The organism is Pleomorphomonas sp. NRK KF1, from assembly GCF_023721755.1.
Lineage (GTDB): Bacteria > Pseudomonadota > Alphaproteobacteria > Rhizobiales > Pleomorphomonadaceae > Pleomorphomonas.
The window spans coordinates 28508-43459 of sequence record NZ_JAMDLH010000003.1 but is presented as its reverse complement, the minus strand read 5'-3'; the positions used below and the strand labels follow the sequence as shown (position 1 = coordinate 43459).

The window sequence follows — 14952 nt, the reverse complement described above, 5'->3', positions numbered from 1 at the left end:
AGAGGGGAAACAGCCGTTGATCTCAGACTCCCTGAAGACGCCGCCGATCGCCAATCACGACATCTGCATCATCGGATCAGGCCCGGCAGGCCTCGTGCTGGCGCTCGAAATGGCTAGCCAGGGCAAGCGGGTTCTGATGCTGGAGTCAGGATCCAGGCACCCCGACCGCCTGCAGCAGGCGCTGTCCGACGCCGAAATCGTCGACCCCCTGCGTCATGACGACATGTCGATCGCCGTTTCCCGACAACTGGGCGGGACGTCGAACCTGTGGGCGGTCAGGTGCCAGCCGTTCGACCCCATCGACTTCGAGCCCCGCCCCGGGCTCGTCGACGCGACGTGGCCGATCCAGTATGAGGACATCCTTCCCTACTACGATAGGGCGGTTGATTATCTGACGGCCGGCGCCAATGTGTTCCGGGCACCTATCGGAGGCATCAATATTGCGGACGACGCGGTCGACTACACGCGTCTCGAACGCTTTTCACGCATCGCGGCCGTCCAGACCGCCCACGCGACGGAACTCGATCGCTCAACGCTGATCGACGTGCGCCTCAACGCCACCGTCGTCGACATGAGTTACGAGGAGGGCCGCATCGTCAGTTTGACGGTCGCCGACCGCGACGGCACACGCCGCCCATTGCCAGTGAAGACGGTTGCGCTCGCCGCCGGCGGTCTTGAAAGCACGCGTCAGTTGCTGGTTCTCCAAAGTAAACATCCCCACCTCTTCGGCGGCAAGGAAGGGCCGCTCGGCCGCTATTACATGGGCCATGTAATCGGCGAGGTCGCCGACATCACCTTCGCTTCCGATGCCCTCGACGCGGCCTATGACTTCTACCTCGACAAGCACGGCTCCTATGCCCGTCGACGGTTGATTCCGGCGGACTCCGAACAGAGAAGTCATCACCTTCCCAACGTATCCTTCTGGCCGGTCGTGCCGCCGGTAGCCGATCCCCGCCACAAGAGCGGGCTCCTGTCGGCGGTTTGCTTTGCCTTTGCGCTGAAGCCACTCGGTCGGCTGGTGATCGCCGAAGCCATCCGCAAGAGGCACATTCCCGACGATCTCGCCATCTGGCCGCATGTCGTCAACATCGTCCGCGACCTGCCGCGCGCTGTCCTCAGCCTTTCGGCCTTTCTCTATCGGCGCTATGTCGCCAAACCGCCGATGCCCGGCTTCTTCGTCCGTAACGCGGCGCGGCGCTACGGCCTGTCCTATCATTCGGAACAAAGCCCGCAGCCCGACAGCCGCGTGCTGCTTGGCGACGATTTCGATCGGCTGGGTGTGCCCAAGCTCAGGATCGACTACCGCTTTGCCCGAGGCGACGCCGAGGCGATCTGGCGTGCCCATGAGCATCTGGCCCAATGGCTGGAACGTACGGGGACAGGTCGTCTCGAGTATCGCCAAGCACCGGACGAGACGGTCGACGCCATCCTGACGCTCGCGGCGCACGGTACGCACCAGATCGGAACCGCGCGCATGGCCGCCCGCCCCGAAGATGGCGTCGTGGACAAAAACCTTCGCTGCTTTGGCGTCGACAATCTCTACGTCGTGAGTTCGGCAGTGTTCGCAACCTCCGGTCAATGCAATCCGACGCTCAGCATCGCCGCCTTTGCAGCGCGACTTGCCGATCACCTTTGCGACGGGGAACGCAGTTGACCGACGTCCATGCCTTTCTCGGCATTTCCTTCAGTTGCGGATCGATCGACGACATCGTCCGGCTGATCGTCAATGCGGCCCGCGGAGAGCGGACCACGGTGCTGGTGACGCCGAACGTCCACCATGTGGTGGCGCTCGACCGGCAACTACCGCCGGAAACGGTTGCAACCTATCACTCGGCCGACCTGTTCCTGTGCGACAGCAAGGTGCTCGGGCGTCTCGGCCGCTGGAGCGGTCTCGCGCTGACACCGAGAACCGGCACCGACAGGGTGGCCGACGTTCTGGCGGCGCCCGGCAATCGCGACCTCACGATCGCCATGGCCGGACCGACGCCGGACCAGGCCGAGGCCATGGCAGCCCGCTTCCCCGATTGGCGCTTCCATCTGATCGAAACGCCGGCCCGGCTGCTACCGGGCACCGCCGAATGGACCGACGCCGTCACGAACGCGGCCCGCGCCGATTGGCAGATCCTGCTTTCCTGTCTGTCGTTTCCCAAGCAGGAGCTGTTCGCCGCCGACGTGAGGGCGGTACGGCAAGAAAAAGGGGGCGTCATTCTCTGCGTCGGCGCCGCCGTCGATTTCCTGAGCGGCACGCTGCCCCGCGCACCGGACGGCTGGCAACGGCTTGGGCTCGAATGGTTGCACCGGCTCCTCTCCGAACCGCGCCGCCTCTGGCGCCGCTATCTCGTGGATGGACCCAAGGTCTTCCTCATCTACCTGAGGCAGCGGCGCGCGGGCTCGTCCTGATCGCGTCGGCCACCGCCGCCCGGTAGCGGGCGATCGTCCGTTCCGGAGCGAGGCGCTCGTAGAGAACGCCCGAGGCGGCAGCGATCCTGGTGCGATATGCGGCGTTGTTCTCGACGAGCTTCACGAGGGCGGCGGCTATGTCCGACATGTTGCCCGGTCGAACCCCGACGCCCACGTCGAGGCCGTCGAGATAGCCGTCGATACCCGAGCCGAGCGTATGAAGAATAGGCGTTCCGGCGAACAACGCCTCCGGATAGACCATGCCGAAGGTCTCCTGATGCGAGGGCAGTGCCATGGCAAGCGCCTCGCGGAGATGCTCAAGCAGAGCTTTATGCGGCATGAAGTCGCGCAGCAACACCCGCCCTTCGAGCCCATGCGAGACAATCAAGGCCCGCACTCGGGCCAATGCGTCTTCCGGGCCTTCGCCGATCACCTCAAGGTTTACATCGGGAAGTCGGTCGCGAACGCGGGCGAACGCGACGAGCAACTCCGGCAGCCCCTTCTTGTCGACCGCCCGCAGCGACATCGGCGACACGATGATCGGCCTCGGCATCGCCGGCTCTATGACGGGCCGCGCATTGAAGACAATGTTGGGGAGGAGGTCGGTCTTCCGAGGATCGACGCCGGTGTAGCGTTCGAAGCCGTCCCGGTACCAGGCCGACACGTGGTAGATCCTGGCGGCGTCGCGCGCGATGCGTCGGAACCACGGGCGATAGGTCGGCTTGGAACGGAACACCTTTCGCTCCACCTCGCCGCGCATCGAACAGAAAAGCGCGGCCTTGAAGCGGCGGGCGAGGAGCCAACCGGCGATGCCCTCGAAGGTGAATCGATGGGTGTGCACGACGTCGGGCCGGATCCGTTCCGCCGCAAGAAAGCGACCGATGCGACGAGCCACTGCAAACTGGCAAGCCGCCATCCCGATACCGAAAGGTGGCGCGAAATAGCGATGGACGATCAGCCGCCGTCCCTGGAAGTCGCCGAAGTCGCGCCACTCGACACGGCGTGGATCGACGACTCGCTGCAAGGATACGACCACCTGGGGATGATCGGTCATGCGGTCGACCAGTCGGACAACCGCATCGGTGATCGGCGGGGGACGGATGGGATCGAGATAGTCGGAGGAGATGTGCAGGATCGTTGGCCGACGACCGCCTTCCATTGCCACTCCTTCAGTTGCTTCAACACTCATCCCCATGCCGCCATCGGTCGCGAGCCGATGACGCCCTTGAGCTTGCCGATATTGGTGGCGGAGCGCTTTGCATAGCGGAACGCCCGTGGCCGGTCGACCAACCGAATCGCCAGCCAGAGACCGGCGCCTACCGCGACCTTGACGAGAGCGTCGAGGGTGAAAGCGATCACGGCGCCACTGCCGCTGCCCCTGAGGCGCGTCTCGGCATAAATCTGGCCGCCCCGCACGGCGCGGCGAAGGGCATAGGCCGTTGTTGCCCGTTCAGGAGGGATCTCCTCGTAGGCCCGTGCCCGATTGGTCACCACCATGCGACGACCCTCGGCGGCGAAGCGCAGGAAGAAATCATGATCCTCGCCGCCAGTTCGGCCGAAGGCTGGATCGAAGCGCAGGTCGCCGAGCGCCGACCGCCGGATCAGCGTATTGCCCGTGCGACCGTTCGGATGCTGACGGCCATCTTCGTCCCACTTCCAATCCTGGAAGAGTGGATCGGCGGCGACGAACCAGGCCGGCGTTCCCTTGGGATAGCGCGGAAAGACCGGGCCGAACACGGCGTCGGCGGCGAAGTCGCGGGCTGCGGAAAGGTGCCCCTCCAGCCAGTCAGGTTCGACCGTCTCATCGTCGTCGACGAATATGAGCCAGTCGCCGGCCGCCGCGTCCAGGCAGGCATTGCGGGCATGCGAGACGTTGCCGGCCCCGACGGGAAGGACGCAAATCGGCAAACCGGTATTCCAACCGGCAATAAGCCGGACCACCGCGCCGTCGCGCGTGTCGTCGGCGACGATCACTTCGACGGTTTCGCCCTTGGGAACGCGCGCCTTGGCGATGCTCTCCAGCGTGGACAACAGGAAAGGGCGCCCCATGCTGGCGATGAGAACGGAGATCAAGTCAGCGACCTCCCGTTACGAAGCGCCACCGCCGAGGCCATCATCAGCATCAGGAGCACGTTCGACGTGGTCGTGCCATGCAGCCAATCGGTCTCGAACAGGTTCTGCCATAGCATGTAGAGAAGACATGACGTCATCAGAAAACCCGCACCGGCATCGCGATCGACGAGGCGGTCGATCCACCATGCGACCATCAGGATGATGGAGAGAAACAAGGAGACGGCGATCAGTCCGCCTTCGAGCGCCATGTCGATGTAGCCATTGTGGGAATGCGGGGCGCGAGCGATGAAGGTGTCGGTCATCTTCGTTGCCGGAGATGCCGCCCCTATACCCCAGAACGACTGGAACCCCCAGCCGGTAATTGGCCGCTCCGCGATCTGGGAGGCCGAAAATTTCCAGAGATCGGTGCGTCCGGTGAAGCTCGGGTCTCCACTCACCGCGCGCGATATGTCTCGATAGTCGAAACCCGGCACGCCGCCGCTCACGAGGAAGGCTGCCGGGATGGTCAGGACGACCATGAGGATCGGCAGTGCGATCCGGAGGCGACGTCGCGTCGCAACGGCAAACAGGGCCACCGGTGGAACCAGCAGCAGAAGGCCTAGCGACGTCTTGGACTGGCTGATCAGCAGCAACCCGAGGATCGCCGGCAGGCAAAGGAATCCTGCCATCCGGATACGGTGGTCGGCGCGCGTCAGGGCGAAGATTGCGAACAGCCCGGCAATGGTGGCGTTGGCGCCGAGGGTGTTCTTGTGGGTGTAGATACCGGGAAAGCCGATCGATGTCGTATGCACGACGGCGATCGAGGCGACGTTCACCGCGACAGCGGCCACCGTCACCCAGAACATCGGCCTCAGGATGTCGTCCAGGCGGTCGGCAAGCAAGACCGCCGGTATCAGGCTGATCAGCAGGAGAACGTAGAGCGAGAGTCGGGTCAGAACCGTCGCCGGGACGAGCGCCCATGCGGACGTGAGCGCCAGATATCCGAAGAAGGCGACCAGCAGGCAGGAGCCCAGCAGCCGGAGACGACCGATCCGGTGACGCTCGGCGATCAGCAGGATCACTGCGAGAGCCGCAAGGCCCGGAAAGAAAAGGCGGTTGAGCAGCGCCGGCTGCGCCTCGGCGACCGGGCCGGAAGACAGGTCGGCCGGCACGTAGCCGCGCGCATAGATCAGCGGCCACACCAGCATGAGATAGGCGAGATCCATCGCCGGCAGCAGCGCGGCGAGCCGACGGCGATAGCCTTGCCCGATACCCCCATGGATGACGGCGTCGCTCACGAGACACCGCCTTCCTGGGCCGGGCCGGCGGCGGACGATCGCAGGTCACGCAGCGTCAGACCGCCGAAAACCACGAATTCCAGAAGCGCCACACCGGCAAGACCAAGCGCGGCCACGGACGCGTCGAGCCCGGCGGACAACAGCCCAAAGACAAGGAGCGGCGCCACCACCGCACCGACGAACCCGACGATGGCAAGGGCGCGGAACTTGCGGCGGGCCTCCATCAATGCAGCCATGACCGAGGTTTGGCCGACGACCAGAGCGTAAAGCCACCAACAGACGAGATTGCCGGCCATGTCGCCATAGCGGTCGCGGAAAGCGTAGGCGTCGATATAGGGCCAGGCCATCCAGAGAAACAGGCCATAGAGGATCGCGGCCCCCGCCGTGATCGCCATGCCGGAACGAAGCAGCCTAATCACCGAGGTAACGTTGCCCTTCGCCAGTTCCTCCACCATGCGCGGTCGGGCAACCCGGCACCAGGCCGTTCCGACAAGCAGCAATGGCGACACGCCAACGCGGCCGGCATTGAGCATGCCAAGCGCCGCGGCGTCGCGCATTCGCTCCACGAGGAAGACGTGGCTGCGCGACATGACCTCGTTCTGAAGCGCGCCCTGCAACGCCCAGCGCGTATCTTTCCAAACGCTTCGGTAGGCGGAAAGATGAGACGAGAAGCTTCTGAAATCGGCCTTGAGGCTGAAACGACAACAGACAAAGGACAGGCCGTTCCCGGCAGACAGAGCAGCGAGAGTGGCCGTGGCCGGCGGCAGGACTTGCCAGAACGCAATGGCGAAGACCACCGTCGCCGTGAGGGCGACCACGTCGTAGATGAGCGTGAGGTGGACGCTTCCCTTCACCACCATGAGATTGCGAACATACTCGCGGATCATCAGCGTGCCGAAATAGGCGATCGCGGCCAGCGACAGCGGCAAGTCGGCACCGATGACGGCGGCAAGACCGAGGCCTGCCGGCAGGACCAGCAGAATGAGCGCCAGATTGGCCGAGGTCAGCATCGACAAGGCCGCGTCCGCCTCTCCCTGCTCCCGTCCGGGGAGAAGGTAGTTGAGCGGCATGACGATGAGCGCATTCTGCGCCGAGGCGGCGAAGAAGCTGCCCGCCAGAAGAAAGGCGAAGCGGCCGAACTCGTCGGGTGTTGCAAACGCGATGAAGGCGAGGTTCAGCAGCAGGTTGAAGGCGCTGTTCAGGGCCTGATCGACAAGAGAGATGAAAACGGCGCGCTTCATGGCACACCGGCAAGGGTTCTCAAACGCACCGACAGGGGCCGCAGCCGGCAACGGGCAGCGTCGGACCAGTTGCCCCGACGGCCGGCCACGGCGCGCAACGCCGCCTCGTTCCCCGTCTTCAGCATGTTGCGCGGCTTGATCGCCACTGAAGTCAGGGAAAGGCCCGGTCGGCAGGTATGCACCTCCCGAAACCCCATGGCGAACAGACGATCGAGAATGCGGGCGTCGAAGCGACCGAAGGGCGGGGCCACGATATCGACCGGCCGCCCGAGGATTCCTTCCAGAGCGGCGCGCCCTTCACTGACATCGTCGATGAACTCCCGCTCGGATATCGCGGTCCAGTCCAGATGGCCGGCGCCGTGGACACCGATTTCCATACCGAGCGCGGCGAGTGCCTGGAGATCGCCGGCAGAAAGACGGCCAGGACGACCGAGAAAACGCGTCGGCACGAAAAAGGACCCGACGATGCCACGCCTGACGAGCCAGGGGGCCAGCACATCGACATCCGAGCGAAACGCGTCGTCGCTCGTGACCCTCAGCCGCACCCCGGACCTGCGGTTCATCTCGACAAGCGTGTCGAGCAGGGGCTCCGCGATCGAGAACGGCATCCACGACTGCAGTTCGTCGTCCCGCGCATCCGGCTCTTCGGAGAGATCATGCACGCCGATGATCAGCTCGAAAAGCGCTTCGCCGCGCTCAACCGCCATCTCTCACCTCCGGCTTCAATGACGGCCACCAGGGCAGGATTGTCGCGAGGAGGATGCGAAGATCGAGGCCGAAGGTCCAGTCCTCGATGTAGCGGAGATCCCGAGAGACTCGGGCGGCCATGGATTCGTGCGTCGGAGTCGGCCCGCGGTGGCCGGTCACCTGGGCCAGGCCGCTCATCCCTGGGCGGACGGCGTAGCGGATCATGTAGCCTGGAATGGTCTTGCGATACTGTTCGTCGAGCGCCAGCGGGTGCGGGCGCGGGCCGATCAGCGACATGTCGCCCTTGAGGACATTGAAGAGCTGGGGCAGTTCGTCGATGCTGGTCCGGCGGAGAATGCTGCCAAGGCGGGTGATGCGCGCATCGCCTACCGTCGCCTGGCGGAAGGTCTCGCGGCTGGCCGTCGCCGTCATCGTCCGAAACTTGTAGATGCGGAAGATCCTCCCACCAAGGCCATGGCGATCCTGGGGAAACAGGATCGGGCCGCGGCTGTCGAGCCGGATCAGCAGGGCGACGAACACCAGCAATGGCGCCAGCAGGATCAGGCCACCCGCCGCGCCCAGAATGTCGAACGTGCGCTTCATCCAGGACTGGACGGCCGCCGGACGGGCAATCGCGGTACGGTCGCTCTTGTCGTCGATGAGATCTGTCATGTCGGGTGCCGGGTCTGGGTCGAAGCGAAGAGGGAGGCGAGCGTGTCTCGCAGAGGCGCCGATCTGTAGGCGTCGTCGTAGGGCAGTCCCTGGTTGTCGACCATGTCGGGCCCACGGTTGCGGAGCCAGCTGTCGTCATCGGACAGCCCCCAGGTCACCACGCCTGCGAGCGCCGGGCTGTCGAAGGCCACCGAAAGCACCTTCTCGGCCTCCGCAGCCGCTCGAAGACGGCGCTTGGCGATCGACCGGCCGCGCGCGTTCGGCGCCTCGGTAACGTCCAGCTCGGTGATGCTGATCGTCAGGCCGAGGTCTTCGATGCGCTTGAGGAAACGACGAAAAACGCGTTCATCGAAATGAAGCCGTGTGTCGAGATGGCACTGCATGCCGAGCCCATGGATGGGCACGCCGGCCTTGAGCAACCGTTCAAGCAAGCCAAGCATGCCCGTTCGCCGCCGCTCCTGCCAATCTTCGGCATAGTAGAGATGATCGTCGTTGAGGTAGAGCCGCGCCAGCGGCGCCGCCTCCGCCGCGAGACGGAACGCCTCGGCGACATAATCCGAGCCGAGCATGGCGTAGAAGGGAGTGCGTCGCATGAAATCTGCGCCGTCGTCATACGGCTCGATCGCTTCGTTGACCACGTCCCACTCGAAGATCGAGTCACGATAGCGACCTGCCACCGCCGTGATGTGCGGCGCCACAAAGCGTCGCCAGTCGGCCGCTGTCGACAAGCGCTCGGCGCCGGCGGGCAAGTGCTCGTGCCAGATGAGAGCATGGCCTCGCAGGCGCTTGCCGCGCTTGGCCGCGCTGGCGACGATGGCATCGCAGTTCCGGTAGTCCGGCGCCTCGCCCAGGGTTGGGACCAGCGCGCCCCATTTCATCTGCCAGGTCGGCACCCAGACTGAGCACTCCCCGTCGAAGAGGCGAATGTGGGGGCCGGCATCGGAAACATCGTCGCGTGTCACCGCCGAGCCGAAATAGCGCCCCGACCGGGCAGCCAGCTCGCCGAGCCCGGCCTGTCGCGCCGAAGCGAACGCTGCCGCCGAAATGAACGGCGATCCAGCGCAGGCGGCAAGAAGAGAGCGGCGGGTGAGCGACATTCAGACAACCGGTTGAAGGGCGGAGCGACCGCCCGAGGATTGGTTCGACACGATCTTGCGGAAATAGCTGATGGTCGGCCCAAGGCCCGCCTCCAGGGAGACCGTCGGCCTCCAGTCGAGCAGGAGTTCGGCCTTGGAAATATCCGGGCGCCGACGACGCGGATCGTCGGACGGCAGCGGCAGATGGCTGATCGACGACTGCGAGCCGGTCATCGCGACCACCATCGCGGCAAGCGCCGTCACGCTGAACTCGCCGGGGTTGCCGAGATTGACGGGGGTCCGGACATCGCTCGCCATGAGCCGCACAAATCCCTCGACGAGATCGTCGACGTAGCAGAAGGACCGCGTCTGCGATCCATCGCCGTAGATGGTGATCGGCTGGCCTTGAAGCGCCTCGACGACGAAATTGGACACCACCCTGCCATCGTCCGGCTGCATGCGGGGACCATAGGTGTTGAAGATGCGGGCGATGCGGATGTCGACGCCCTTTTCCGACGCGTGGGCGTGGAACAACGCCTCGGCGGCCCGCTTGCCCTCGTCGTAGCAGGCGCGTTCACCGAAGGAGTTGACGTTTCCCCAATAGTCCTCCCGCTGAGGGTGGATCAGCGGATCGCCATAGACCTCACTGGTCGAAGCGAGGAAGATCCTGGCCCCGGTCCTGATGGCAAGATTCAGTACGTTGAAGGCACCCAGAAGGCTGGTCCTGAGCGTGGTGACCGGGCTTTCCTGATAGTGCGGGGGCGATGCGGGGCAAGCGAGATGATAGATCTCGTCGATCCGCAAGTCGGGCAGAGGATCGGCCACGTCGGCCTCGATCAGCTCGAAATCGGGGTTCGACGCCTGATGCCGGTGATTCAGACGGCTGCCGGTGTGGAAGTTATCGAGACTGATCACCTTGTGCCCGTCCCGGAGCAGGCGATCGCAAAGATGGCTACCCAGGAATCCAGCACCTCCGGTGACGAGAACCGTCTTCTGACAGGATGCTTGCATTTGTCTGACTTGACCTCGTTGGCGGCGGGCTACTCGGCGGCGGCGAGATGCCGCTTTCGCAACGGCTGGAGGCGAGCCGTGCGACGTCGCTTCGGAGGGCCTATGATGAGATAGAGAAACCAGGCCGCTCCAAATCCGGCGACACAGCCCACAAATGCGCTGGCAGCGAGTATCAGAGACGCCCTGGGGGCGGTTGGCTTGGTTGCAGGTTGAGCTGGCGAGATGACGCGCGCTGTCGTCGCTGGTAGCGAGATCTGCTCGCGGGCCTGCTTGGCCTTGGTGGAGAAACTGTCGAAAAGCTCGCGATTCTGCTTGGCGACCTGCTCAAGTTCCCTGAGCTTCACCGACGCCGCGTTTGACCGGGCCAGACTTTCCTGGGCCTTGGCAAGCATATCCTTCAGAGCGGTCTGCTGCGCGGAAGCGGCGCGAAAGTCCGCTTCCGCCTTGGCGAGCACGCGAGCGACTTCGGCATCAAGCGCCCTTTCGAGGCCCCTACGATGCTCCTGGGCGCGGACCAGCCTTGGGTGCCGAGGACCATAGGTGTCGGAAAGCATGCTTTCCTCCGCCCGTGCCTGGCCGATCTCCATGCGGATCTGGCTCGCCAGATCCGATGCCGAGGCGCCGGCTCCGTTTTCGCGCAGTGCTTCCAGCGCGGCCTTGGCGGCCTCCGCGGCTACCGTGGCCCCGAGGAGTTGGCTGCTCAGCTCGCCCACCTGCCGCTCGGCCAGCGGAACGCCATTGGTATCGAGCAGCCCATTCTGACGCCGGTAGGTCTCGACGGCTTGCTCGGACTCTTCCGTGACCCTGCCGAGCTCGACAAGGCGAGCTTCCAGACCCGCTGCGGACTCGCGCGCACTGTCGTCAACGACGCTTTGGCCGTCGCTGAGATAGATGTCGCTGAGCGCGTTCGCGAGCGTAGCCGAGCGCGTCGGCGAACCGGTTGTTACCGAAACGTTAAGAACATAGGTGTTGTCGACGCGCTTGACGTCCACGGCTTTCTGCAGGCCGGCAAGAGCCCTGTCGAAGGGAGAGACCTCGGCACCGCGGCTCCGATCCCCTCCATAGAGCACTGTCGCAACCGCTCTCTTCAACTCGCCGATCGGCCCGGTCGAGTTTGAAACGAAGGCCGGGTCGACGTCGAGCCGTTCTCGCTCGACCAACTGGCCAAGAACCGAACGGGAGGTGAGAATGGTCATCTGGCTATCGACCAGCGCTCCATCGGCGCCTTGCGACGACGACCCCATGCCTGTCGGCGCCACGCGAAGGTCGACAAGACCGCGTTCCCGGGGATCGATGAAAATGGAGACGGTGGACGTGTAGGTCTTTGGGGAGAGCCAGACGAAGGCAAATCCTGCGAAAACGCACAGGAAGACGATAGCCGCGATGAGCCGCCAGCGCGATGAGAAGGCTCGCGCGAGAGTGCGCAAGTCTTCGGCAAGGCTGGCCTCGATAGCGTGGCCGCCCGGATAGCCCGGCTCAACGATTTTCATAGCACCGACCCATAAGTGACGCGTGCGTTTCGAATGGGTCTCGTAACACGAACCGCCCGGCGCCGGGGGGATAGAGTGAAAATCTGGTTAACAGAAATAATAACTTTTTAGAATAGAATGACTAAAAACTAGCCGGAGGGGCAGCCATGCACAATGTGCATTGCCGCCACCTCGGCAATCTCGGAGAAGCCTCAATTGCGCGGAAAATGGGGCGGAGCAAACGCCCGGAGCCTACTGCCCTTACTGGCAGACGTCGACCCAACTGGCACCAACAAGTTCGGCCAGACGCGCGGTTTCAATGCGCACCGCCGCATTGGTGGCGCCGGCGGCCGGCAGCACTTCGGGAAAGCGACGAAGCGACTGATCACAATAGATCGGCAGGGGCGCTTTCAGGCCGAAGGGGCACACGCCGCCGATGGGATGACCGGTCAGCTCAACGACTTCATCGAGACCGAGCATCCGGGCCTTGCCGCCGAAAGCCTCCCGAGCCTTGCGGTTGTCGAGCCGAGACGTGCCGCCCGCTACCAGCAACATGGCTTGCTCGCCAACCCTGAGGCAGATTGTCTTGGCGATCTGGGCCGGGTCGACGCCATGGGCGGCGGCGGCTTCGGCAACGGTGGCCGACGACGCCTCGGTCTCGATCACGGTGATGTCGGGCGCATTTTCAGCGAAGAAAGCCCTGACGCTGTCGAGGCTCATCTCACCACTCGCCGAGCTTGATGTCTGGCGTATAGTCGACGCCGTCGACATCCTTGACCACAGGCTGGCCACAAATCACTCGTCCTTGCACAGGGTCGAAGGTGAGCGCCGGCGAACCGGCGAGCTGCCAGCCCTTGTTGAGTGCGTCGGTAACACGGTGACAGAAGGACGCATCGTCGGGACCGGTCAGAAAACGGTAGAGCTTCATGGGATATCATCTCGCAAAACAGACGGATCGATCGAATAATTTAGATCGTTACGGGCTTGTCAAGGACGCGGCGAAGGCCCACCACCTCGCTTACAGCCTTAATCCCTTTTGGCGACGTCGCCCATCGATAGGCTTAAAGAGGCGTTAAAGTTTGAGAGGCAGGCTTCGGCCATCGGAGGTCCGGTCTGCCTTGGCGGGCGACGTAGGAGTGAATGCGCTGGCTACCCCTGTTTCCTCGATGCGCAGCTTCTGGGGGCTGCTCAGGGCCTACTGGATCTCGGACAGGTGGCGAGAGGCTTGGGCGCTGACACTGGCCGTGGTGCTTCTGTCGGCAGCGGCCAGCAAGAGCGGCGTCTGGCTGGCCCAGGCCTCCGGCTCGTTCATCGCCACCATCGCCTCCTTTCACGACACCGATGCTCCAACCATCGAGGAGGTGCTGACGACCGCTGGAGCGCTGGTCGGTCTGGCCCTGCTCAAATACGTCGTGTTCATTGGATTCCGGCACTATTTCTCGACCACGCTGCACCGCAATTGGCGCCGGTGGCTCGACAGCCAATTCAACGCGGCCCTGCTCTCCGACCACCGCCCCTACTACCATCTCCTGGTGATGGGAGCGTCGGACGAAGGCGCGAATGTGCCGGACAACATCGACCAGCGCATCCAGGAGTCGATCAAGGCCATGACCGGCAACGCGCTCGGCATGGCCATGGGTCTCATCTCGGTGGTGACATCGGTCTACTTCGTCGGCGAGACGCTGCTGGCCAGTTCGGTTGCCATCGAGGGCCTGGAGTTCCTGGGGACCTATGCCAGCGCCGTGCTGGTGTTCGCCCTGGCCGTCACCTACGTGCCGCTGTCGACGGCGATCGCCCTTCGGATCGGCCGCGCCATCGAAGCGCTCAACATGGCCATGCTGCGGGCCGAGGGCAGCTACCGCGCCGAGCTGTCGATGCTGGTCCGCCGGATCCTGCCGATCGCCGCCGCGCGAGGGGAAGGGGTTCAGGCCTCGATCCACAGACGGCAATACCAGGCGATCGATCGCACCTGGGGCCTTCAGAACAAGGTCTCGGCCATCTTTCTCGCCTTCAACGGCAGCTACAACTACATCACGCAGCGCGTCGTGGCCTACATGCCGAACCTGCCTGCCTACATGCAGGGCGGCATATCCTTCCGAACCTACATCACGGGCTCGGAGCTGGCCAGCGAACTGATCAGCGACTGCTCCTGGGTGATCCAGGTGATGCCGGACATCGCCAACCTGCGCGCCAATGTCAATCGCGTCGTCGAGCTGGCCGATGCCATCGAGCGCGTGCAGGATGCGCAGGCCTTTTATCGCGAGACCGGCATTTCCGAGTTCCGTTATGAGCAGCAATCGCCGGACAAGGGGCTTTCGATCCAGGGCCTCGAGTTGATGTTCTCGGGCAAGGAAGCCCAGCCCTTCCTGCGCGTCGCGCGCCTCACGATCAAGCCCGGCCAGTGGATCTTCGTACGCGGTCCTTCAGGCTCGGGAAAATCCTGCCTTATCAAGGCCCTCAATGGTCTGTGGCCCTATGGGCGCGGCCGGGTGATCATGCCGGAAGGCATGAAGGCGCTCTATGCCTGCCAGGATACCCGCCTGCCGCAGGCCAGCCTCAAGCAGCTGATCGCCATGCCCGAGGACGAGCATGAGCACCGCGATCTCGAGGTGGCCGCGATCATGAGCGCGGTGGGTCTCGGCGAGTTCATCCCGTCGATGGGCAATCCCTACTATCGCGGCCGGCGCTGGGATGACGTGCTGTCCGGCGGACAAAAGCAGAAGGTGGTCCTCGCCCGCATCCTGCTGCACACGCCGGACGTGCTTTTCCTTGACGAGGCGACAGCCGCCCTCGACCCCGAGGCACGAACGGAGTTCCACCGTCTTGTCCGGCAATACTGCCCGAAAGCGACGGTGCTGTCGGTGATGCACGAGCAGACGCCGCCCGCCGACAGCCTGGGCCGCTCCTTCTACCACGCCATCCTCAACATCGAGAACGGACGCGCCGGGCTTGAGCCGGTGGTCGTACCGGCTCCGGAACCGGTTCGCGACCTGCGCGGCGGGCTTCGCTCGATGCTGTCGGTGATGCGCCATCGCTCATGACCCCG

At 64.3% G+C, this 14952-nt stretch carries 14 protein-coding genes; 3 read left to right on the top strand and 11 right to left on the bottom strand.

Annotation, left to right across the window (positions count from 1 at the left end):
• Positions 1-16 precede the first annotated feature (16 nt).
• Both M4J39_RS09695 and M4J39_RS09690 read left to right on the top strand, forming a co-directional pair.
• The gene (locus tag M4J39_RS09695) at positions 17-1654 is read left to right on the top strand and encodes a GMC oxidoreductase (RefSeq protein WP_251727643.1); all 1638 of its coding nucleotides are present in this window, start codon (positions 17-19) and stop codon (positions 1652-1654) included.
• Positions 1651-2400, top strand: a complete 750-nt coding sequence (locus M4J39_RS09690) for a WecB/TagA/CpsF family glycosyltransferase (RefSeq protein ID WP_251727642.1) — start codon at positions 1651-1653, stop codon at positions 2398-2400. The genes M4J39_RS09695 and M4J39_RS09690 overlap by 4 nt, the downstream gene beginning before the upstream one ends.
• On the opposite strand, the gene M4J39_RS09685 is transcribed toward M4J39_RS09690, so the two are convergent.
• From M4J39_RS09685 to M4J39_RS09635, 11 genes are all read right to left on the bottom strand, one after another.
• Positions 2363-3559 (bottom strand): glycosyltransferase, encoded by a 1197-nt coding sequence (locus M4J39_RS09685; RefSeq protein WP_251727641.1) that lies wholly within the window; start codon positions 3557-3559, stop codon positions 2363-2365. The two genes, M4J39_RS09690 and M4J39_RS09685, sit on opposite strands and share 38 nt — an antisense overlap.
• A gap of 26 nt (positions 3560-3585) precedes the next feature.
• Positions 3586-4473 carry a glycosyltransferase family A protein gene (locus M4J39_RS09680; RefSeq protein ID WP_251727640.1) on the bottom strand — a complete coding sequence of 296 codons (888 nt, stop codon included), beginning with the start codon at positions 4471-4473 and terminating at the stop codon, positions 3586-3588.
• Positions 4470-5750 (bottom strand): O-antigen ligase family protein, encoded by a 1281-nt coding sequence (locus M4J39_RS23055; RefSeq protein WP_251727639.1) that lies wholly within the window; start codon positions 5748-5750, stop codon positions 4470-4472. The genes M4J39_RS09680 and M4J39_RS23055 overlap by 4 nt, the downstream gene beginning before the upstream one ends.
• Positions 5747-6991, bottom strand: coding sequence for a lipopolysaccharide biosynthesis protein (locus M4J39_RS09670; RefSeq protein ID WP_251727638.1), 1245 nt, complete (start codon positions 6989-6991; stop codon positions 5747-5749). Before M4J39_RS09670 ends, M4J39_RS23055 begins: the two co-directional genes overlap by 4 nt.
• Positions 6988-7698: a polysaccharide deacetylase family protein gene (locus M4J39_RS09665; protein WP_251727637.1), complete on the bottom strand. Its 711-nt coding sequence runs from the start codon at positions 7696-7698 to the stop codon at positions 6988-6990. The genes M4J39_RS09670 and M4J39_RS09665 overlap by 4 nt, the downstream gene beginning before the upstream one ends.
• Complete coding sequence (locus M4J39_RS09660; RefSeq protein WP_251727636.1) at positions 7688-8350, bottom strand: sugar transferase; 663 nt, start codon at positions 8348-8350, stop codon at positions 7688-7690. Before M4J39_RS09660 ends, M4J39_RS09665 begins: the two co-directional genes overlap by 11 nt.
• Positions 8347-9447: an endo-1,4-beta-xylanase gene (locus M4J39_RS09655; protein WP_251727635.1), complete on the bottom strand. Its 1101-nt coding sequence runs from the start codon at positions 9445-9447 to the stop codon at positions 8347-8349. Before M4J39_RS09655 ends, M4J39_RS09660 begins: the two co-directional genes overlap by 4 nt.
• Positions 9448-10437, bottom strand: a complete 990-nt coding sequence (locus M4J39_RS09650; protein WP_251727634.1) for a UDP-glucuronic acid decarboxylase family protein — start codon at positions 10435-10437, stop codon at positions 9448-9450.
• Between the two features lie 29 nt (positions 10438-10466).
• Entirely contained in the window at positions 10467-11927 is a 1461-nt protein-coding gene (locus M4J39_RS09645) for a GumC family protein (RefSeq protein WP_251727633.1), read from the bottom strand.
• Between the two features lie 240 nt (positions 11928-12167).
• Complete coding sequence (locus M4J39_RS09640) at positions 12168-12626, bottom strand: YbaK/EbsC family protein (protein ID WP_251727632.1); 459 nt, start codon at positions 12624-12626, stop codon at positions 12168-12170.
• Between the two features lies 1 nt (position 12627).
• On the bottom strand, positions 12628-12834 hold the full coding sequence (locus tag M4J39_RS09635) for a DUF1737 domain-containing protein (protein ID WP_251727631.1): 207 nt from the start codon (positions 12832-12834) through the stop codon (positions 12628-12630).
• A gap of 190 nt (positions 12835-13024) precedes the next feature.
• On the opposite strand from M4J39_RS09635, the gene M4J39_RS09630 reads away from it, so the two are divergent.
• Positions 13025-14947 carry an ABC transporter ATP-binding protein/permease gene (locus tag M4J39_RS09630; RefSeq protein WP_251727630.1) on the top strand — a complete coding sequence of 641 codons (1923 nt, stop codon included), beginning with the start codon at positions 13025-13027 and terminating at the stop codon, positions 14945-14947.
• The last annotated feature ends 5 nt before the right edge of the window (positions 14948-14952 follow it).

What these genes read in the sequence shown, in the direction of transcription:
- M4J39_RS09650 (WP_251727634.1), bottom strand. Translation starts at nt 10,437, where the DNA reads ATGCAAGCATCCTGTCAGAAGACGGTTCTCGTCACCGGAGGTGCTGGA.
- M4J39_RS09685 (WP_251727641.1), bottom strand. Translation starts at nt 3,559, where the DNA reads ATGGAAGGCGGTCGTCGGCCAACGATCCTGCACATCTCCTCCGACTAT.
- M4J39_RS09665 (WP_251727637.1), bottom strand. Translation starts at nt 7,698, where the DNA reads ATGGCGGTTGAGCGCGGCGAAGCGCTTTTCGAGCTGATCATCGGCGTG.
- M4J39_RS09655 (WP_251727635.1), bottom strand. Translation starts at nt 9,447, where the DNA reads ATGTCGCTCACCCGCCGCTCTCTTCTTGCCGCCTGCGCTGGATCGCCG.
- M4J39_RS09635 (WP_251727631.1), bottom strand. Translation starts at nt 12,834, where the DNA reads ATGAAGCTCTACCGTTTTCTGACCGGTCCCGACGATGCGTCCTTCTGT.
- M4J39_RS09660 (WP_251727636.1), bottom strand. Translation starts at nt 8,350, where the DNA reads ATGACAGATCTCATCGACGACAAGAGCGACCGTACCGCGATTGCCCGT.
- M4J39_RS09640 (WP_251727632.1), bottom strand. Translation starts at nt 12,626, where the DNA reads ATGAGCCTCGACAGCGTCAGGGCTTTCTTCGCTGAAAATGCGCCCGAC.
- M4J39_RS09645 (WP_251727633.1), bottom strand. Translation starts at nt 11,927, where the DNA reads ATGAAAATCGTTGAGCCGGGCTATCCGGGCGGCCACGCTATCGAGGCC.
- M4J39_RS09670 (WP_251727638.1), bottom strand. Translation starts at nt 6,991, where the DNA reads ATGAAGCGCGCCGTTTTCATCTCTCTTGTCGATCAGGCCCTGAACAGC.